This is a genomic window from Streptomyces canus (assembly GCF_030816965.1).
GTDB classification, from domain to species: Bacteria; Actinomycetota; Actinomycetes; order Streptomycetales; family Streptomycetaceae; genus Streptomyces; species Streptomyces canus_E.
In genome coordinates this window covers 1043440-1062371 of record NZ_JAUSYQ010000002.1, presented here as the reverse complement: position 1 = coordinate 1062371, position 18932 = coordinate 1043440, and the positions used below count along the sequence as shown (strand labels likewise).

Sequence of the window (18932 nt, the reverse complement as noted above, 5' to 3'; positions counted from 1 at the left end):
ACCCAATGGTGTCCTCAGGCGACCACCTCGGCGGGGCGACCACCCGGTTTTCGGACACCTTTCTGGAGCCGGTTCCGGGTGTCGGCCCGCGTGCCGATCCGGGTCTCAACCCACCAGGTCGAGGACCGGCCGCAGCCCGTCGGGCCGCTGCGCCGCCGGCAGGTGATCCACGAAGTGCACCCCGCAGCCCAGGGCCGCCGCACCGCCGTCCGCCCGCCGGTCGTCGCCGACCATCAGGACGTCCCGGGGCTCGACACCGAGCGCCGTGCAGGCGGTCTCGAACAGCCGGGGGTCCGGCTTCTGGACGCCGTGTTCGTACGACAGGACATACACGTCGACGTACGGGTCGAGCCCGTGCGCGCGGAAGACGGGGCGCAGGTCCCAGCCGATGTTGCTGACCACACCCACTCCGATCCCGCGCTCCCGCAGCGCACTCAGGACCTCGGCGGCGTCGGGGTACGGCTGCCAGGCGGCGGGGGACATGTGCCGGTCGTACAACGCGTCGTGCAGGGCGGGATCCGGCAGCGGGACCAGTCGCGAGAGCCCGGTGTACGCGGCCCGGTGCAGCTCGGCACTCTCGTCCCGAATCCCCCACACGGCGGCGACCTGGTCCGGCATCGGCGCCCGGGGCGCCGTCCCGCCGGGCAACGCCCCCACCGTCTCCAGCTCCAGCGCGGCCCGCGTCAACTCGGCCTCGGCCAGGGCAAGTCCCGCCTCGTCGAGAGCGGCCCTCAGCCAGGACTCGGTGGACTCGATCCGGAAGAGGGTCCCCGAGAAGTCGAACAAGACGGCAGTCATACGATGATCTTACGGGCCTGCATTCCACTCGACGGGGAGCTCGCCCCCGCAGAACACGCAGACGAAATCCGCCTCACGCACGATCGACCGCTCTCCGCACCCCTCGCAGCGCCGGAACACCACCTCGTGCGTGAACCGGCCCGGGTGCTCGACGCCGGCCCGGTCGAGCGCGCGCCCGACCGCCTGCCACGCATCGAGGTCCGGGCAGTAGCCCGTGGAGTGGTTGGTGACCTCGTGAACCGCCCAGCGGCCGGCGGCCCGGGCGAATCCCATCTCGCCGGCGGCCGCCACATCCGCGCCGCCCGCGCAGGCCACGTGTTCACTCCTGCGGGGCGCGAGCCGCAGCAGGCCGTCGAGGGCGACGACGAAGGTGAAGGGCTCCGACGTCTCGGTCCCGCGCCCGGACAGCCAGGCGTCGAGGTCGGCGGTGGAACGGATGATCCGGCCCTCGCTGTCCGGCCGTACCGTCGAGCGCAGCTCGGGCGGGCCCACATAGCCGTAGACCCGTCTCGCGCGGTCGTTCACGGCCGGTACCGCTGGTGGACCATCACCGCCAGTGTCACCAGCATCCCGCCCAGGAGCCAGCCCCCGAGCACGTCGGAGGGCCAGTGGACGCCGAGCCAGATGCGGGTCAGGCCGACACCGACGACGGAGATCGCGGCGAGGGCCAGGGCGGTGAACCACAGGGCGCGGCCGGCGCCGTAGTGGTGGAGGAGCCACAGGAGGAGGCCGCAGACGACCGTGGCCGTCAGGGCGTGCCCCGACGGGTAGGCCGCGAAGTGCGCGGTGTCGACGGGGTCGGGCCAGACGGGGCGTGGGCGGCCGACCGCGGCCTTCAGGATCTGCTGGAGCAGTGTGCCCAGCGCGCAGGTGGCCGCCAGCCAGACGGCGGTCCACCGCGCGTTGCGCCGCCACACCAGCCACATCACCGCGATCGCAGCCAGGATGCGCATCGTCCAGGGGTCCCAGACCCAGTCCGTGAGGATGCGGAAGGCGTGGGTGACACCCGGCTCGTCGACCGCCCAGCGGTGGGTGGTGTCGGCGATGTCGCCGTCCACGGTGAGCAACGGATGCCACTTGACCGCGACCAGGACGAGCAGCAGCACCGAGCACAGGGCGAGGACACCGGTCGCGCGGGCGGCGGTCCGGTGCTCCGGGATGCGGGGCGGGGAGTCGACGGACGGCGTGTGCATACTGCGATCCTCGCCGACCGGTGCGGCTTGAGGCCAATTCCGGGGCGGGGCGGGCCTGACGGGCCGTTGCGCGGGGGCGACGGGCACCTGCGGCCGTCGCTGTCCCGGTCCAAGTGATGCACCCGCTGTGGGACATGGCCTGAGAGGTGGGGCGCAGGCCGACACGCCCCGGTTCTCGTCGAGTTCGCGGCGGTTGTGTGCCGCCCCCTCGTCCCGCCAGGCCGCCTCAGAGCGTCAGCAGCATGGCCACCATCGCGATGCCCATCGACAGCCGACAGGCGCGCGCGAGTTCGGGGCGGTCGCCCCAGCCGACGGCTCCGCCACCGGCGGCAACCGGTATCAGGCGGACGCCGGAGCGCAGGACGTAACCCGCGAAGTAGAGGAGCAGTATGCCTGTCACCACGGGGACTCCCGCGCCGCCGTGGTGCCCGGGGGAGGCCGCCATCACCACCGCCATGTAGACCATGGCCCCGGCTCCCACGAGGTGGTGCAGATGACGGGTGCTCGTGCGTGCCGCCCACAGAGCGCGCAGCGCGGCCCCGCCGAACACGGCCGTGTAGAGCGGCCAGGCCCATGACGGTGGCGTGAACACGGCGGCGGGTACGGCCATCGCGGCCATCCCGAAGCCCATCAGCGCCTCACCGCCCGCGGCCCGGCGCTGTTCCTCGACGCTGCTGCGCATCCGCAGCAGGCAGTACGCCCCGGTCGCCGCGCAGAGCGCCACCAGCAGCCAGCCGGGCGAAGCCGGTCCGTGCACGCCCACCTCCCCGCTCGACGTCGGTCAAGAGATGCCCGGGCCATGCGGCGCGCAATCGAGCGCAAGGGTGTACGCGGGGAGCGTGCGACGGAGCACAGCAGGTCAGAGGGATCACGGGCTATTGTTTACGAGTAAAACACCTGTTAAGGTATGGACTCATGAGCAGTGCGACCCCTCTTGCCGGCACCCCGCGCGTCCGCCGTCTCCCCCTGGCCGGGGTGTTGCGCCTCGGCAGGCCCTCCGACATCTGGTTCAAGCCCGCCCTGAGTGTGGTCGTCGCGGTCGCCCCGCCGAACCTGACCCTTCTGGCCTTCGACCGACTCGACCTGGCGATGTACACCATGGCCGGGTCCCTGTGCGCGCTGTACGCCCACCACCGGCCCTACGCCGCCCGGGGCCGCGCCCTGGCCGGGGTGGTGCTCGGCATGGTCGCCGGCCTCGGTGTCGGCCTGGTCGCCGCCTCGCTCACCGGCAGCGCGGTGGTGCTGGTCACCGTCGGCGCACTGGTGGCCGCCGTACAGAAAGCGCTCTGTGACGCGACCCGGATCGGCCCGCCGGGCCATGTGGTCCTCACCTTCATCAGCTCCGCCTCCCTGTTCGCCCCGCAGACCCTCGCCCAGGTGCCCGGCCACCTCGCCCTGGCCCTTGCGGCGGGCACCTGGGCCTGGCTGGTCGGCATGGCGCCCGGTCTGTTCCGGCCGCACGGCCCGGAGCGACGGGCCACCGCCCACGCGCTGAACGCGGCTGCCGCGTACGCGGAGAACCGGCGCCCCCACGGAAGCGGAACCGCCCATGCCGCCGTGCAGGCCGCCTGGCAGACCCTCCTCTCGGCCGGCGCCCGCTCCGAGACCCGGCGCGCCCTCGAACGCCTCGTCGTCCGCGCCGAGGTCGCCCTCGCCTCTCCCGGCGACGCGGACCCGCACCGCCTGCGCGTCTGGGCCCGCGAACTGCGCGGCACAGGGCCGGTCCCACGGGCGGCGTACGACGATGAACTCCTCGGCGTGGAGGCCGAACTCGCCGTCCCGGCCCGCCGGTGGTGGCGTGCCCTCGGGCCGCTCGCCCCGATCGCGATGCGCACCGCCCTGGGCTGCGCCCTCGCCGGTTACGCCTCCCTCGCGCTCGGCGTCGGCCGCCCCTACTGGGCGCTGGTCACCGCCGCCTCGCTCTACCAGGCCAACGTCACCCTCACCTGGAGCCGGGGCGTCCAGCGCGTCGTCGGCAACCTCGTCGGGGTGCTGGTGTTCGCCGCCGTGGTCCCGCTCGCCCACCTCGGGCCCGCCGCCCTCGTCCTGTGCTGCCTCGCCTTCAACTTCGGCGCCGAGGCGCTCATCGGCCGCAACTACTGGCTCGGCAGCATCTGTGTCACCCCGATGGCGTTGCTCATCACCGAGTTCGCCGGGTACCAGGAGCCGGGCCGGCTGATCACCGAGCGGGTCGTGGACACCCTCGTCGGGGCGCTGGTCGGAATCGTCGCCGCCATGGCCGTCACCAACCGGCGCGCGGGTGATCGCGTCGAGCACGCGCTGGCCACCGTGGAACGCGCGCGTGCCCGCGCCGCCCGCCTTCTCGCGGAGCCGCACCCCGCTCCCGGCAGCCTGGACACCGCCCGCCGCGCCCTCGCCGCAGCCCTGGTCGACCTGCGGGCCGGCGTCGAGGCCGCGTCCGGCGAATGGTGGCAGCGCGCCCTGCCCCAGGAGAGGGTCGTACGCGCCGAACAGGCCGGACATCGTACGCTCGCCGCGACGATCCGGCACCACAGAGCGGAGGGCGCCCGCCCATGACGGCACCGAACGGACGAGCGGCACAACCGGCGAGGCACGACACCGTCGCCGCCGTCGTCCGGCAGTGGCAGACCGTCCACCCCGGCCTCGACACCGGCCCCATGGAGATCATCGGCCGGGTCAACCGCTGCGCGGCCCTCCTCCAGCAGGCCGAGGACGCCCCCCTGCGCCGGGCCGGACTCAGCCGTCCCGAGTTCGACCTGCTCGGCGCTCTGCGCCGCACCGGCCACGAGCTGACCCCCGGTGACCTGGCCCGCGAGACCTTCTCCTCCGGCGCCGCCGTCACCAAGCGGCTCAAGCAGCTGACCGAGCGGGGCCTGGTGGAGCGCCGGGGCGACACCCGCGACCGCCGCGTCGCCCACGTCCGGCTCACCGAGGCCGGCCGCGACCTGGTCGACGGGATCCTGCCCGAGCAACTGGCGTACGAGACGGCCGTGCTGTCCGTCCTGACCCCCGAGGCGCGGGACGAACTCGCCGGCCGACTGGGGGAGCTGCTCGGCCGACTGGAGGGAAGCCTGGGAGTACTGCGCGCCTGACGGCTCCGACCTGCGGTTTCGGAAGTTTCGAAGCCCGCTGCCTGTTGACGCGCTCCATCCGCGCTTTCTACGTTCGTCCAGGTCGGTGCGGATCATCGACTGTCGTACGGAATGTCGAACGAAGGATGGATGCCGTGGCAGCCGAAGGCCCCGCCCCCGAGAAGCTCACCATCGATCTCGGGACCGAGACCGGACCCTTCCACGGGGGAGCGAGCGGCACGCTCTACGGGCTCTACGGCGACGGCGTGCCCAGCCGTGTCGTGGTCGAGGGCATGTACCCGCGCACGGTGACGACCAAGGCCCAGGACGGCACCCAGCATCCCGGCGGCGACGCCCTGGAGATCCTGCCGGCCTTCGTCGCGGCGGGCGGCAAGGACGCCTACGTCTATCTGCCCGACTTCTACCGAGGATTTCCGTACGAGTGGCCGGGCGCCACGGGCGAGGAGCGGCTCGCCGGACATCTGGACGTGATCCGCCGTCAGGTCGAACACGTCCTGACCCTGGGGGAGTTGAAGGACCACGTCGTGTACGTGCCGTTCAACGAACCCGAGGGCAACATGTTCGGTGAGGGGGAGTGGAGTTACGACCAGGTCTCCTGGCGGACCGAGCCGGACCGCTACTTCGCCGCCTGGGAAACCGCCTACCGCCTCATCAAGGACCTCGACCCGGACGCGCGCGTGGCCGGACCCAACACCTGCGTTCTGTACCCCGAGGTCAGGGACTTCCTGGAGTTCGCGAAGTCGCACGACGTGCTGCCCGACATCGTCACCTGGCACGAGCTGTCCTCGCCCGCCGAGGTCCGCACCAACATCGCCAGGTATCGCGCACTGGAAAGGGAGTTGGGCATCGGGCCGCTGCCCGTCAACATCAACGAGTACGCACACAACTACCACGTCTCCGTGCCCGGACAGATGATCCAGTGGATCGCCGCGATCGAGGAGTCGAAGGTCGACGCCGACATCGCCTACTGGAACATCGCCGGCAACCTCAACGACTCGGCGGTCGAGGCGAACAAGGCCAACGGCCAGTGGTGGCTCTACAACGCCTACGGGCAGCTGACCGGTGACACCGTCCGGGTGCTCGCCCCGCACCCCAACGAGCAGTACACCCTCCAGGGCGTCGCCACCCTCGACCGGAACAGGCGACAGGCGCGGGCGCTGTTCGGGGGAGCGGACGGCGCGGCGGACGTCGTCTTCGAGGGCGTGGACGCGGAGGTGTTCGGTGCCGTGGTCCACGCCCGGCTCGTGGAGATTCCCTGGACGGGCCAAGTGGGCGCCGCAGAACAGCCGTTGCGGCTACGGGACGAGGAACTGCCGGTCGCGGACGGGAAAGTGACGCTCGGTCTGACCGACCTCGACGCGATGTCCGCCTACCACCTGATCCTGTCGCCGGGCGGCAACGGGGCCGCGACACTGCCGCCCGCGGTGCGCTGGAGGCGGACGTACGAGGCCGAGGACGCCGCCTACACCGGAGACGGTTACTCGAAGAACGGACCCGAGGGGTCCCCGTCCGCCGTCGACCGGTTCGCGACCTCCGGTGGCTACCACGTGGGCGGTCTGCGCACCGGCTCCGACGGCGTGCTCGCCTTCGACGTCGAGGTGCCGCAGGACGGGACGTACGACCTCGCGGTGTTCGCGGGCTCGCACAATCTCGCCGACCTGGTGCGCGAGCAGGGCCCCACCAACGTCTTCCTGCGCGTCGACGGCGAGAATCCTCGCGAACTGCGGCTGCCGCTCGGCTACAAGTGGGCGGTGTGGGGGCACACCGACACCCGGGTGGAGCTGACCGCGGGCCGGCACCGGATCACCCTCGCCGCCCAGGACCCCGACCTCGGCGTCACCAAGGGTGACGCGGTCGTCGACAAGCTGGACCTCGTGCTGCGGAGCGAGGACGAAACCTCCCTGTACGACGCCGAGTTCGCGGACCTCGGTGGCGGGGCCCGGGTCAGTCACGCCCACCGCGGCGCCTCGGGGCCAGGAGTTGCCGTGCTCCCGCGAGGCGGCACCGTCACCTTCTGGACGTACGCGGCCGACGACGGCGAGGCCTCCGTGACCGTCGACCTGCTCGGGCCCGGAGAGGGCGTGTGGAGCGTCAACGGCGAGGAGATCGGACGCGTCGAGCGCGGCGCCGTACCGCTCTTCCTGGCCGGGGGCGTCAACAAGGTGACGGTCACCGGGGCTTCGGACCGGCTGATCGTCGACCGGCTGCGGATCGCCCCTTCTCGCGGCCTCCTGCCCAGCACCGCGTACGCCGCCGAGGAAGGCGTCCTGACCGGCACGGTGAGGGTGACCGGATACCCGTACGCCGTCGGTGGCAAGGCGGTTGACGGCATCGGCGCCGGGCCCGCGAACGCGCTCACCCTGACGGTCACGGCGGACCGCCCCGGACGCCACGCGCTGACCATCCGCTACTCCAACGGCGAGCAGCCCCCCTCGACCCACTACAACCCGGACCCGGTCTGCCGCCACGCCGACATCCGCGTCAACGGCGCCCCCGCGCACCGCGTCCTGTTCCCCACCACCTTCCACTTCAACAACTTCTGGAACCTCTCCGTGCCCGTCACCCTGCGCCCCGGCCTCAACACGATCACGTTCACCGCCGACGAACTCCCCGACTTCGCCGGACACACCAGGAACGCATTCGGCCAGCGCTCCGCCCACGCCCCCGTCATCGACCAGGTCACGGTGACACCGCTCGCCCCCACGGAAGACTGACGTGCGTCCCCTCTAGAGCACGTCGGTCGCGGTACGCCGGTATCCCGAGCGCCGGTCGTCGATGGCCTGCCAGCGGTCGCCGTAGATGTTCTTGACGATCTCCGGCTCCCGTAGGAAGTCGTGCGGAAAGCCGAGCGGCACCGCACTCACCTCGTCCAGACGGGCGACCGCGTCGGCGTCGAGGCGGACGTCGAGGCTGCCCAGGTTGTCGGCGAGCTGGCTCTCCCGGGTGGCCGCGACGATGGGGACCACATTGCCGGGGCGGCCCAGCAGCCAGGCCAGGGCCACCTGGGCAGGAGTCCAGCCGCCCTGCTCGGCGATCTCCATGACGGCCGAGACGACCTCCTCCTCCTGCGGGTTCGGCTTGTCGCCCGAGGCGTCGAGACGTCCCGCCTCACCCCGCCGGTACTTGCCGGTGAGCTTCCCGCCCGCCAGCGGCGACCAGGCCAGCACCGCCTGGCCGAACGCGCGTGCCTGCGGGAGCAGTTCACGCTCCGGAGTACGCTCCAGCAGGTTGTAGCGCAACTGCGAACCCGCGAACGCGGTCCAACCCCGCAAATCCGCGAGGGTGTTGGCCTGCGCCGTCTTCCACGCGGGCCAGTCCGACACACCGACGTAGAGCACCTTGCCGGTGCGCACGAGGTCGTCGAGTGCCCGCATGACCTCCTCGACCGGGGTGAAGTTGTCTCGCGCATGCACCCACAGGACGTCCAGCCGGTCGGTGCGCAGCCGCCCGAGACTCGCCTCCACCGACTGCACGAGGTTCTTGCGATGGTTTCCGGCCGAGTTGACGTCCCCCGCACGGGTCCCGCAGGTGTACTTGCTGGCCAGCACGAACTCCTCGCGCCGCCCGTCGAGCAGCTCGCCGAGGATGCGTTCCGAGGTACCGCCCGAGTAGATGTCCGCCGTGTCGACGAAGTTGCCGCCGGCGTCGGCGTACGCGTCGAGAAGCCTGGCGCTGGTCTCCTTGTCGGATCCGTAGGCGGGATCCTCACCCATGACCATCGCGCCGAGGCTCAGCTCGCTCACGCGCAGACCGGTCTTGCCGAACAGTGTGTACCGCACGATCAGTTCCCCCTTCAGGCATTCGTGCGCACGACGCTAGGGGCTGGAGTGCACTTCAACGCAACCCTGGCCGGGGTGCGGCGGCAGCCGCACCCCGACCCCACCGGCAGTTCACCCACGTCATGGGCTCGCAGGAGTCGCCGTACGGCGAGATCAGAGACGAGGAGCCGGGTCACGCCCGCCCGGCCGTCGCCGCCAGTTTGCGCAACTGGCGCCAGTTCAGGCGGGGTTGCGCCTCCGGTACACCCGGTCTTTTCCTCGGGACGTGGACGCGGAGTGACCCGGGAACGATTCGGCAGTGGACGGGGGTGGGCAGGATCAGGGCCTCGCCGTCGACGCCGACCTCGATCTCCGGCTGGTCGGCGTCGACGATCACCTCCCGCGCGGACAGGACCGCCAGACCCTCGGGATCGGGGTCGAGCAGCAGCGCCGCGGCCTCGGCCGCACTGTCCACCTTGACGCCGAGGATGCCGAGCAGCCCCGAGTCGAGCCGCTCGCGGCGGCCGAGGCCCACCGGGTCGTCGGTGCGGTAGGCGTTGTTGCTCACCAGCACGGCTTGCGGGCCGTCGAGTGTCGTGGCGTCGATCCGCGCGGTCAGACGGGGACCGCGCTGTCGGGTGAGCAGGTCGGGCAGGAGCTCCAGAGTGGTGCCGATCTTGTCGTCGCGGTAGGCGGGACTCTGGACGACCGCCGCGTACGCGCCGAAGGAGGCGTTGTTGACGAAGGGATGGTCCGCGGCGAAACCGAGATCCACCCGGAGTTCGACACCGTCGGTGAGTGCGTCCAGACAGGCCGCGGGGTCGGCGCGGTCGAGGCCGAGGTCCATCGCGAAGTGGTTGCGCGTACCGGCGCACACGACGAGGAACGGGAGGTCGTGTTCCGCGGCGACGGCGGCGACCAGTGCCTGCGTGCCGTCCCCGCCCGCGACGCCCAGCAGGTCCGCGCCCTCCGCCACGGCCGCCCGTGCGAGCGCGGTCACGTCCTGGCGCTCCTCCGGGTCGAGCAGTACGACCCGCGCGCCCAGCCGTTCGGCCTTCTCCCGCAGACCGAACCGTTCCACCTTCCCGCCTCCGGAGCGGGGGTTCATGAGCAGGAAGGGCCGCCGCACGGACCGCGCCCGGTGCTCCTTCATACGCTTGGGCCGGGTGCCGGTGCTGCGCAGCGCGTACCGCCCGCTCCACACGGCCACGGCCCACAGCACCGGCGACAGCACGAGCACCCATCCCAGGGTGACCACGAAGAGAACGACGACCACGGTAGGGGTGACGGCCGCGAGCACCGCCGCCAGCCAGCGTGCCGGGCCGCGCCGGGTCAGCGTCCACCACACCGCCGCCGCGGTGACGGCCCCGCCCGCGAGCCCGGCCGCCAGCAGCACCACGCCGTCGAGGCCGCCGTACCCGAGCGGGAGCAGCACCGCGAGGGCGGCCGCCGCCAGGGCGGCCCTGGCCGCCCAACGCTGCCCGTGCCAGCCCCGGGCGTTCACGTCCACGCTCATGTGCTCCTCCACTGCTCGACGCCCTCGGGCCACGGCGGTCGGCGGAGCATATCCAAGTCGGCGAAACGGCCGGCACCACGCGTGGTGCCGGCCGGCGGATGCCGCGCTCAGATGCCTGGCCGGTACCGGATCGGATGGTCCGCCGGCACCTCCACCAGCACGATCGGTGTGCCGTCCGGGTCCGCCACCCACATCTCGACCAGCCCCCACGGCTCCTTCACCGGCGGCCGTACGATCTCGACACCCTTGGCCAGCAGTTCCTCGTGTGCCGCGGTCACGTCCGGGACCTGGAGCCACAGCCGGACGTCCGCGGCCGGTGGGGCCTCGGAGCGTCCCGACAGCTCCAGGAACCCGCCGCCGAGGAAGTAGACGGTGCCCCGCTCCGGCCCCGTACCGAACTCGCGGTACACCGCGAGGCCCAGCTGGTCGCCGTAGAAGACTCGGGAACGTTCCGGATCCGTGGGCCGCAGCAGGACGCGGCCGCTCAGTACGTGCACCATGCGGGGGAGCCTATCCGGGGCGTTAGTCTCGACCGTGCCCCAGTCGTGCCCCAGAAGTGGAGACGCGCCCCATGGAGACCACCGCCGGCCTCACGTTCCGTGACGCCACCGACGCCGATGTGGACGCGCTCGTCGCGCTGGTCGAGTCGGCGTACCGCGGGGACGACAGCCGCGCCGGGTGGACCACCGAGGCGGACATTCTGGAGGGGCAGCGGACGGATCCGGAGGGTGTGCTCGCCGTCATCAAGTCGCCCGACAGCCGGCTGCTCACGGTGGAGCGGGACGGCCAGGTCGTCGCCTGCTGCCAGCTCGAACACCGGGGCATGTACGCGTACTTCGGGATGTTCGCGGTCAGTCCCGCCCTCCAGGGCGGCGGCCTCGGCAAGGTGATCATCGCGGAGGCGGAGCGGATCGCCCGGGAGACCTGGGGCGTCACCGAGATGCACATGACCGTGATCTCGGTGCGGAACGACCTCGTCGCCTGGTACGAGCGGCGCGGCTACCGCCGTACGGGAGAGATGACGCCCTTCCCGTACGGCGACGAGCGCTTCGGCGTTCCGCAGCGCGACGACCTGCAGTTCGAGCTGCTGGTCAAGCCGCTGGTGTGACGTTCCTGCCCCGGTTCACGCGGTGAATCGGCCGGTGCGCTTGATCTCCGGGTAGTCGGTCGTCGCACCGTCCAGTCCCAGGGCCCGCACCAGCCGCAGATGGTCCTGGGTGTTCACCACCCAGCCGATGATCTTCAGATCCGCCTTGCGAGCCGCCTCGACGACCTCCAGGGTCAGCCGGCGGATGTTCAGGCAGACCGTTCCCGCACCGGCCTCGACGGCACGCTCCACGATGTCGGGGCCGAACCGGCTGCCGATGAGCGCGGTTCGTACGCCGGGCACCAGGCGGCCGATCTCGGCGATCGCCTCGTCGTGGAACGAGGACACCTCGACCCGGGAGACCAGATTCCGCCGGAGCATGACCTCGGCCAGCGCCCGGGCCGCCGCGATGTCCTTGATCTCGGCCTGGAGCGGTGACCGAACGGCGTCCAGGACCTCCTCGAACACCGGGACGCGTTCCCCGCGGCCCGCGTCCAGGGCGCGCAGTTCGGTGAGGGTCTTCTCGGCGATCGGTCCGGTTCCGTCGGTCGTGCGGTCCACGTCGGTGTCGTGCATGACGACGAGGGCGCCGTCCTTGCTCAGATGCAGATCGAGTTCGATGAGGTCGAGGCCGGCCTGCTGGGCGGCGACGAAGGAACGGAGGGTGTTCTCGGGTTCGGTACCCATGACTCCGCGATGACCGATGGTAAGGAAGTTCAAGGTTCAACTCGCTTCCGTCGACGGCGGCTCAGTGCAGAGCCGCAGCCTAACGGCTACGCCGTGTGATGGACCCGTACGTACACGAGGGATCGCAGTGGCGTGCGGGAGAGCGATGTCGCTTACCCGAAATCCCCGTGTTCATGGCACTCGACAGGAAAAAGTTCGGTGACCATTGGTGTGGGCAGGATAACTTCCCGAGTCCGCTCTTGCTGGACGGAAGCTCGTATGTATACGGTCTCCATACGCGAGTTTCTCCCGTGGAGGATGGGACATGACGGAAATTCTTGTGCAGGCGGCTTCGGAGGACCAGGTTCCTCCCGTGACCAGGGTGGTGAAGCACCCGGCGTGGCCTGTGCTCAAGGATGCCGTGGAGCGGATCCGGCCATGGCAGTCCAAGGACGGGTCGATCGACTTCAAGGCCGAGAGCGCTCCCGCGCGCGGGGACGCCGAGGCCGCCGTACGGCGTGTCGTCGACGCGGTGCAGGAGCTGTCGCCGTTGCTGCCGCACGACGCCGACTACCACGCCGCCCTCGTCAAGGACCTCCGGCGCTGGTCCGAGGGCGGCTTCGAGGTGCCCGACTTCCTGGACTCCCTGCTGGCCTTCCAGCCCGCCGCGAACCGTGCGGACGGCCTCCAGCACCTGGTCGTCTTCCCCATGTACACGCAGAACGGCAACCCGGACCGCAATCTGGAGGCCGTCGTGCTGCGCATGGTCTGGCCCGAGTGGCTGGCCGAACTGGAGCGCACCCGCTACGACAACCCGCTGTTCTGCGGCATCAAGTTCGAGGACTTCACCGCCGGTTACGACACCAACTCGGCCGTCCTCTTCCCGGAGACGATCGCCGTGCGCGAGGCGCCGGAACGCTTCTCCTGGGGCGGCATCTTCTGCGACCGCGAGGCCGCCCGGTTCCGCCGGGTCACCGACGCGGCCGTCGACATCCTGGGCATGGAGCTGCCCGAGGACATCGCCGCGATGGTCCACGACCAGAAACGCTGCGAGGAGGCCTTCGTCCTGTGGGACATGGTCCACGACCGCACCCACAGTCACGGCGACCTGCCCTTCGACCCGTTCATGATCAAGCAGCGCCAGCCGTTCTGGATGTACGGCCTCGAAGAGCTGCGCTGCGACCTCACCGCCTTCAAGGAGGCCGTGAAGCTGGAGAAGGACGGCGTCCCGCAGGCCCGTGACGTGCAGTACGCGGTCCTCTTCGACCGGATGTTCCGCTTCCCGGTCACCGGCGAGCGCGTGCGCAACTACGACGGGCTCGGCGGCCAGCTCCTCTTCGCCTACCTGCACAAGCACGACGTCGTCCGCTGGACCGACAACAAGCTGTTCATCGACTGGCAGCGCGCCCCCGAGGTCACCAACCAGCTGTGCGCCGACATCGAGCAGCTCTACCGCGACGGCATCGACCGCCCGAAGCTCGTCCACTGGTTCGCCGGCTACGAACTGGTCTCCACCTACCTCGCCCCGCACCCGGGCTCCAAGTGGGCCAAGGGTCCCGACGCCCTCGACCTGTCGCTGCCGCCCCGGAAACTCGTCGACGACGTGCTTCCGGACGAGTTTCCGCTGAGCATGTTCTATGAGGCCCTCTCCAAGAAGCTTCGCCATGTGATCGCCTCGACCCGGGGCATCACGGCGCAGAACGCCGAGCGGGTCGCCGCGTGAGCGAGCGCGGCACCGGGAACACTGCACAGGTCGCCGAGGCGGCTGCTCAGGAGGCGAAGAACATGGCGGGGAACGGAGCTCTCAGCGGTGCGGTGATCGCGGTGGCCGGCGCGGGCGGGCCCGCGGGCCGCGCGGCCCTGCTGCGGCTGGCCGAGGCGGGCGCGACCGTCGTCGGCGCGGACAACGACCCGGAGCGGCTCGCGGAGGCCGTGGACGCGGCACGCTACGCCTCGGGCGGCGCCAGCGTGACCGGTGAGCCGGTCGACCTGCTGAACCTGGACTCGACCCGCGACTGGGCCGCGCACATCGAGAAGGACTTCGGCCGCGTCGACGGCCTGGTCCACCTCGTCGGCGGCTGGCGCGGCAGCGAGACCTTCATCAAGTCGAGCCTGGACGACTGGGACTTCCTGGAACTGCTGCTCATCCGCACCGTGCAGCACACCTCGCTCGCCTTCTACGAGGGCCTGCAGCGCAGCGACCGCGGCCGCTACGTCCTGATCAGCGCCGCCGGCGCGACGAAGCCGTCCGCGGGCAACGCCTCGTACGCCGCCGCCAAGGCCGCCGCCGAGGCCTGGACGCTCGCTCTCGCGGACGCCTTCCGCAAGGCCGGGGGCGCTGACGGGCCCAAGGCTGCGGCTACGATCCTGGTGGTGAAGGCACTGGTGCACGAGGCCATGCGCGCCGACCGGCCCAACGCGAAGTTCGCGGGCTTCACGCACGTCAAGGACCTGGCCGACGCCATCGCCGGTGTCTGGGACAAGCCCGCCGCCGAAGTGAACGGAAATCGTCTGTGGCTGACCGAGAAGCCGTGAACCCCCCGAAGGCCTCCTTCACACAGGCTCGTCGCCATCACGACCCGCAGGTCCGCGGCTTCGCCAGCGACAACTACGCCGGAGCCCACCCGGAGGTGCTCGCCGCCCTGGCCCTGGCCAACGGCGGGCACCAGGTCGCGTACGGCGAGGACGACTACACCGAGAACCTCCAGAGCGTCGTCCGCAGCCACTTCGGCGCTACGGCCGAGGCGTTCCCGGTCTTCAACGGCACCGGCGCCAACGTCGTCGCGCTCCAAGCGGTCACCGACCGCTGGGGCGCGGTGATCTGCGCCGAGAGCGCGCACATCAACGTCGACGAGGGCGGTGCCCCCGAGCGCATGGGCGGCCTCAAGCTGCTCACCGTGGCCACCCCGGACGGCAAGCTCACGCCCGACTTGATCGACAAGCAGGCCTGGGGCTGGGAGGACGAGCACCGCGCGATGCCGCAGGTCGTCTCGATCACCCAGTCCACGGAGCTCGGCACCCTCTACACGCCCGACGAGATCCGCGCGATCTGCGAGCACGCCCACGCGCACGGCATGAAGGTCCACCTGGACGGCTCCCGCATAGCCAACGCGGCCGCTTCCCTCGACGTCCCGATGCGGACGTTCACCAACGCGGTCGGCGTCGACATCCTCTCCCTGGGCGGGACGAAGAACGGCGCCCTGTTCGGCGAGGCGGTCGTGGTGATCAACCAGGACGCGGTCTCCCACATGAAGCACCTGCGCAAGCTGTCGATGCAGCTCGCCTCCAAGATGCGTTTCGTATCGGTCCAGTTGGAGGCCCTGCTCGCCAAGGACCTGTGGCTGCGCAACGCCCGCCACTCCAACGAGATGGCCCAGCGTCTGGCGGAGGGCGTCCGCGCCGTCCACGGTGTCGAGATCCTCTACCCGGTCCAGGCCAACGGCGTCTTCGCCAAACTCCCGCACGACGTGAGCGAGCGCCTCCAGAAGCGCTTCCGCTTCTACTTCTGGGACGAGGCCGCCGGCGTCGTCCGCTGGATGTGCGCCTTCGACACGACCGAGGACGACGTGGACGCGTTCGTGGCGGCGCTGAAGGAGGAGATGGCGCGCTGAGGCGCGTACCCGAGGCGGCCTGTGCTTGCATGCCGGGGTGGACAAGACACAGTGCCGGGTCCGGCCGCGGACCGATGACGACGTCGAGGCATGCGTGCGAGTGCTGGCGGAGGTGCACCGCCGCGACGGTTATCCGGTGAACTGGCCTGCCCGGCCCGGCGAGTGGCTGTCGCAGGATGCGGCACTGGGCAGCTGGGTCGCCGAGCTGGACGGCCGTGTCGCGGGCCACGTCAGCCTCTCCCGCAGCACCGAAGGCGACTTGGCCCCTGTCCTGTGGAGTGAGCGGAACGGCACGAGCGGGGACCAGACCGCGGTGGTCGGCCGGTTGTTCGTCGCCCCGCAGGCGAGAGGGCACGGGATCGGTGCCCTGCTGATGGGCGGAGCGGTGGCGGAGGCCCAGCACCACGGCCTGCATCCGGTGCTCGACGTCGTCGCGTCCGACACCGCCGCGGCGGCCCTGTACGAACGGCTGGGCTGGACGAGGCTGGCCACGGTCGAACAGCGCTGGAGCCCGTCCCAGGTGGTCGCCGTACATTGCTACGCTGCATAAATATACCGAACACTGTAAATCAATTGACCCTAGAGTGGTCGTCTTCCTATGCTCTGCGGGCATGGAGCTGATCCAGAACACCCCTGACCTTTCCGCATACCTGGCCGCCGACGAGGTCATCGACCACGACCACCCGGTCGTCCGAGAAGTGGCCGCCCGTCTCGCCAAGGAAGCGGTCGACTCGTATGCCTATGCGCGGCTGGCCTTCGAATTCGTCCGCGACACCATCCCGCACTCGCAGGACTCCGGCGATCCCCGTGTCACCTGGCGGGCGTCCGACGTCCTGGAGCAGGGCACCGGCATCTGCTACGCCAAGGCCCACGCGCTGGCCGCCCTACTGCGCGTCGAGGACATCCCGACCGCACTCTGCTATCAGAAGTTCGACGTGGTGCACGGCCTGGTCGCCGTGCGGTTCAATGGCGCCTGGCACCGCCAGGACCCCCGGGGCAACAAGCCCGGAGTGGACGCCCAGTTCTCCCTCGACGGCGAGCGGTTGGCCTTCACGCCCGAACCGGAGTCCAACGAGATGGACTACCCGGTCCTGTACGCTGAACCGCACCCGGCCGTCCTGAGCGTCCTGAAGGCCGCCCCCGACCGGCTGTACCTCTGGAAAACACTCCCCACCGCGCTCTGAGGCACCCGATGACCCTCTCCCTGACCGTGTCCGACGAAGTGCGAGTCCTCGCGCCCGGCTTCAGGCACCTCGCCATCGAGGCCCACGGACTCGTCAACGGGCCCAGCACCGAGGCCAGTTCGGCACTCCTCGACGAGGCGGCCCGCCGCCTCGCCGTACGTCTGGACGGGCGCGCCCCGCACGAGGACCCGCACATGGCGGCCTGGCAGGAGGTCTACACGGCGTTCGGCTCGAAGCCGTCACGCACCCGCAACTCGGCGGAGGCGCTGGCGAAGAGGGCCCTGTCGGACGCGGGCCTGCCCCGCATCAACCTCCTGGTCGACCTCTACAACGCGATCAGCGTCGCGCACCTCGTCCCCGTCGGCGGCGAGGACCTCGACCGCATCCGGGGCGGGATGCGGCTCGTACGGGCCGCCGGCGACGAGGACTTCGTGACGGTGGCCGGAGGGGAGGAGGCCGTAGGGCACCCCGACGTCGGCGAGGTGATCTGGCGGGACGAGGAAGGTGTGACCTGCCGCCGCTGGAACTGGCGCCAGGGCCCCCGCACCAGGCTCACGGAAGAGACGGTCTCGGGAGTCTTCCTGCTGGAGGGCATGGCCCCGATGCCGCTCGCCGACATGGAGAAGGCGGCCACCGAACTGGCCGAACTGCTGGAGAAGTTCAGTCCGGGCGCGCAGATCACCACGGCGTCGCGGTAGCCCCTCAGGGCTAGCGAGCGTCGGCTTCACGCACCTGCTCGGGCGTGGGCGCCGTACCTCCAAGATGCGCCGGCATCCACCACGTGTCGTCCGGCCCCTTGGGGCGCACGGGGTAGGCCCGCTGGGCCGCTTCCAGCAACTCGTTGACCCGCTCCCGCAGTTGCCGCGTGATGGCCCCGGCGTACTTGTCCCGCGAAGCCTCGATCGCCTCGCCCACCCTCATGGTGATCGGGATGTGGCTGCGCTTGAAGTTGCGGGGGTGCCCCTTGGTCCACAGCCGCTGCGTACCCCAGACGGCCATCGGGATCAGGGGGACACCCGCCTCCTGCGCCATCCGCGCCGCACCCGACTTGAAGCTCTTCAGCGTGAAGGACTGCGAGATGGTCGCCTCCGGGAAGACCCCGACGATCTCGCCCGACCGCAGCGACTCCAGGGCGTGGGCGTAGGCCGTCTCGCCCTGCGTGCGGTCGACCGGGATGTGCTTCATCCCGCGCATCAGCGGACCGGAGACTTTGTGGCGGAAAACAGACTCCTTCGCCATGAAACGCACGAGACGCTTCTGCGGGAGCGCGGCCAGGCCGTTGAAGACGAAATCCAGGTAACTGATGTGGTTGCTCACCAGCACGGCGCCGCCCGAGCGCGGGATGTTCTCCGAACCCCGGCAGTCGATCTTGAGGTCCCAGGCCTTGAACAGCGCCTGGGCGAATCCGACGACGGGACGGTAGACAAGCTCTGCCATGGGCGGGGTGAGCCCTTCCTGCTCTGCCTGGGAAGCTCCCGGCATTAAGTTACGCAGCCGTAGGTTTACGGCATCTCGCAGATCGTGCCCCAAGAACGGGCGGGGAGCCAGTCCTGGTGCCCGCCCGGCGAGAGATTCTCGTCACGTCGCCCCGTGATCCACCTTGGGCTTTTAATCCTCTTTTACTCCACGCGTACTGTCACCCGCCGTACGAGCAGGTACATCTCGCATCCCAGGCAGTACCCGAACGTGGCGTTCAGGAAGGCCGCCGCGAGTGCCGCTCCGGTCGCGGCGAGCCCGAGCCACTCCGGTCCGATCCCGTAACCCACGAGTCCCAGACCCGCGAAGGCGAGGCCCACCGCCTGCGCGAACCGCGGTGGTTCCGGCGCCTCGAACTCGGTCGGCGGCCCGATTCGTGGGCGTACGGCCTTACGGAACAGCCAGCCGTACGGTGAGCGGCCCACCCCGCCCGCCGCGCCCAGGGCGAACGCCAGCGTCTGCCAGGCCAGCAGCCAGGCGCTGCCCGTGATCAGAACGGCCGCCAGCACGACGGTCGTCACGGCCGCGCCGAAGCGCGGCCCTCTTGCGTCAATGTCCATGAATCAAGC

At 70.7% G+C, this 18932-nt stretch carries 20 protein-coding genes; 10 read left to right on the top strand and 10 right to left on the bottom strand.

From position 1 onward, the window contains the following. Positions 1-105 precede the first annotated feature (105 nt). The 4 genes from QF027_RS05870 to QF027_RS05855 form a co-directional block, all read right to left on the bottom strand. Positions 106-798, bottom strand: coding sequence for an HAD family hydrolase (locus tag QF027_RS05870; protein ID WP_306985323.1), 693 nt, complete (start codon positions 796-798; stop codon positions 106-108). A gap of 9 nt (positions 799-807) precedes the next feature. Further along, on the bottom strand, positions 808-1323 hold the full coding sequence (locus tag QF027_RS05865) for a hypothetical protein (protein WP_306985325.1): 516 nt from the start codon (positions 1321-1323) through the stop codon (positions 808-810). Beyond that, the gene (locus QF027_RS05860) at positions 1320-1991 is read right to left on the bottom strand and encodes a phosphatase PAP2 family protein (RefSeq protein ID WP_307073105.1); all 672 of its coding nucleotides are present in this window, start codon (positions 1989-1991) and stop codon (positions 1320-1322) included. The genes QF027_RS05865 and QF027_RS05860 overlap by 4 nt, the downstream gene beginning before the upstream one ends. Before the next feature lie 226 nt (positions 1992-2217). Next, positions 2218-2748 carry a DUF5134 domain-containing protein gene (locus tag QF027_RS05855; RefSeq protein ID WP_307073103.1) on the bottom strand — a complete coding sequence of 177 codons (531 nt, stop codon included), beginning with the start codon at positions 2746-2748 and terminating at the stop codon, positions 2218-2220. A gap of 158 nt (positions 2749-2906) precedes the next feature. Here QF027_RS05855 and QF027_RS05850 point away from each other — a divergent pair, with 158 nt between their 5' ends. The 3 genes from QF027_RS05850 (at position 2907) to QF027_RS05840 (ending at position 7779) form a co-directional block, all read left to right on the top strand. Beyond that, positions 2907-4529 (top strand): FUSC family protein, encoded by a 1623-nt coding sequence (locus tag QF027_RS05850; RefSeq protein ID WP_307073100.1) that lies wholly within the window; start codon positions 2907-2909, stop codon positions 4527-4529. Next, on the top strand, positions 4526-5065 hold the full coding sequence (locus tag QF027_RS05845; RefSeq protein WP_306985333.1) for a MarR family winged helix-turn-helix transcriptional regulator: 540 nt from the start codon (positions 4526-4528) through the stop codon (positions 5063-5065). The genes QF027_RS05850 and QF027_RS05845 overlap by 4 nt, the downstream gene beginning before the upstream one ends. A 125-nt stretch (positions 5066-5190) precedes the next feature. Continuing rightward, complete coding sequence (locus QF027_RS05840) at positions 5191-7779, top strand: cellulosome protein (RefSeq protein WP_307073098.1); 2589 nt, start codon at positions 5191-5193, stop codon at positions 7777-7779. A 12-nt stretch (positions 7780-7791) separates the two neighbouring features. On the opposite strand, the gene QF027_RS05835 is transcribed toward QF027_RS05840, so the two are convergent. From QF027_RS05835 to QF027_RS05825, 3 genes are all read right to left on the bottom strand, one after another. After that, positions 7792-8844, bottom strand: coding sequence for an aldo/keto reductase (locus tag QF027_RS05835; protein ID WP_307073096.1), 1053 nt, complete (start codon positions 8842-8844; stop codon positions 7792-7794). 172 nt (positions 8845-9016) lie between these two features. After that, positions 9017-10339: a diacylglycerol/lipid kinase family protein gene (locus QF027_RS05830; protein ID WP_307073094.1), complete on the bottom strand. Its 1323-nt coding sequence runs from the start codon at positions 10337-10339 to the stop codon at positions 9017-9019. Positions 10340-10446: 107 nt separating this feature from the next. After that, complete coding sequence (locus QF027_RS05825) at positions 10447-10839, bottom strand: VOC family protein (RefSeq protein WP_069762562.1); 393 nt, start codon at positions 10837-10839, stop codon at positions 10447-10449. A 71-nt stretch (positions 10840-10910) separates the two neighbouring features. Between QF027_RS05825 and QF027_RS05820 the strand changes: the two genes are divergently transcribed. Further along, a complete protein-coding gene (locus tag QF027_RS05820; RefSeq protein WP_307073091.1) occupies positions 10911-11447 on the top strand; it encodes a GNAT family N-acetyltransferase in 537 nt (178 codons plus the stop codon). Between the two features lie 15 nt (positions 11448-11462). Here the strand turns inward: QF027_RS05820 and QF027_RS05815 are convergent, their stop codons facing one another. Next, entirely contained in the window at positions 11463-12146 is a 684-nt protein-coding gene (locus QF027_RS05815) for a glycerophosphodiester phosphodiesterase (RefSeq protein WP_306985345.1), read from the bottom strand. A gap of 271 nt (positions 12147-12417) precedes the next feature. On the opposite strand from QF027_RS05815, the gene QF027_RS05810 reads away from it, so the two are divergent. The 6 genes from QF027_RS05810 (at position 12418) to QF027_RS05785 (ending at position 17585) form a co-directional block, all read left to right on the top strand. Continuing rightward, a complete protein-coding gene (locus QF027_RS05810; RefSeq protein WP_307073088.1) occupies positions 12418-13815 on the top strand; it encodes a DUF6421 family protein in 1398 nt (465 codons plus the stop codon). Positions 13816-13877: 62 nt separating this feature from the next. After that, a complete protein-coding gene (locus QF027_RS05805) occupies positions 13878-14627 on the top strand; it encodes an SDR family oxidoreductase (protein WP_306986801.1) in 750 nt (249 codons plus the stop codon). Then, a complete protein-coding gene (locus tag QF027_RS05800) occupies positions 14624-15703 on the top strand; it encodes a threonine aldolase family protein (protein WP_307073086.1) in 1080 nt (359 codons plus the stop codon). The genes QF027_RS05805 and QF027_RS05800 overlap by 4 nt, the downstream gene beginning before the upstream one ends. 37 nt (positions 15704-15740) lie before the next feature. Beyond that, the gene (locus QF027_RS05795) at positions 15741-16253 is read left to right on the top strand and encodes a GNAT family N-acetyltransferase (protein ID WP_306985351.1); all 513 of its coding nucleotides are present in this window, start codon (positions 15741-15743) and stop codon (positions 16251-16253) included. A 61-nt stretch (positions 16254-16314) separates the two neighbouring features. Then, a complete protein-coding gene (locus QF027_RS05790) occupies positions 16315-16887 on the top strand; it encodes a transglutaminase-like domain-containing protein (RefSeq protein WP_307073085.1) in 573 nt (190 codons plus the stop codon). A gap of 8 nt (positions 16888-16895) precedes the next feature. Beyond that, on the top strand, positions 16896-17585 hold the full coding sequence (locus QF027_RS05785; RefSeq protein WP_307073083.1) for a B3/B4 domain-containing protein: 690 nt from the start codon (positions 16896-16898) through the stop codon (positions 17583-17585). Between the two features lie 10 nt (positions 17586-17595). Here the strand turns inward: QF027_RS05785 and QF027_RS05780 are convergent, their stop codons facing one another. Together QF027_RS05780 and QF027_RS05775 are read right to left on the bottom strand one after the other, a co-directional pair. Next, the gene (locus QF027_RS05780) at positions 17596-18324 is read right to left on the bottom strand and encodes a lysophospholipid acyltransferase family protein (protein WP_266552503.1); all 729 of its coding nucleotides are present in this window, start codon (positions 18322-18324) and stop codon (positions 17596-17598) included. A 182-nt stretch (positions 18325-18506) separates the two neighbouring features. Then, positions 18507-18923: a DUF4395 domain-containing protein gene (locus tag QF027_RS05775; RefSeq protein ID WP_306985357.1), complete on the bottom strand. Its 417-nt coding sequence runs from the start codon at positions 18921-18923 to the stop codon at positions 18507-18509. Positions 18924-18932: the final 9 nt, after the last annotated feature.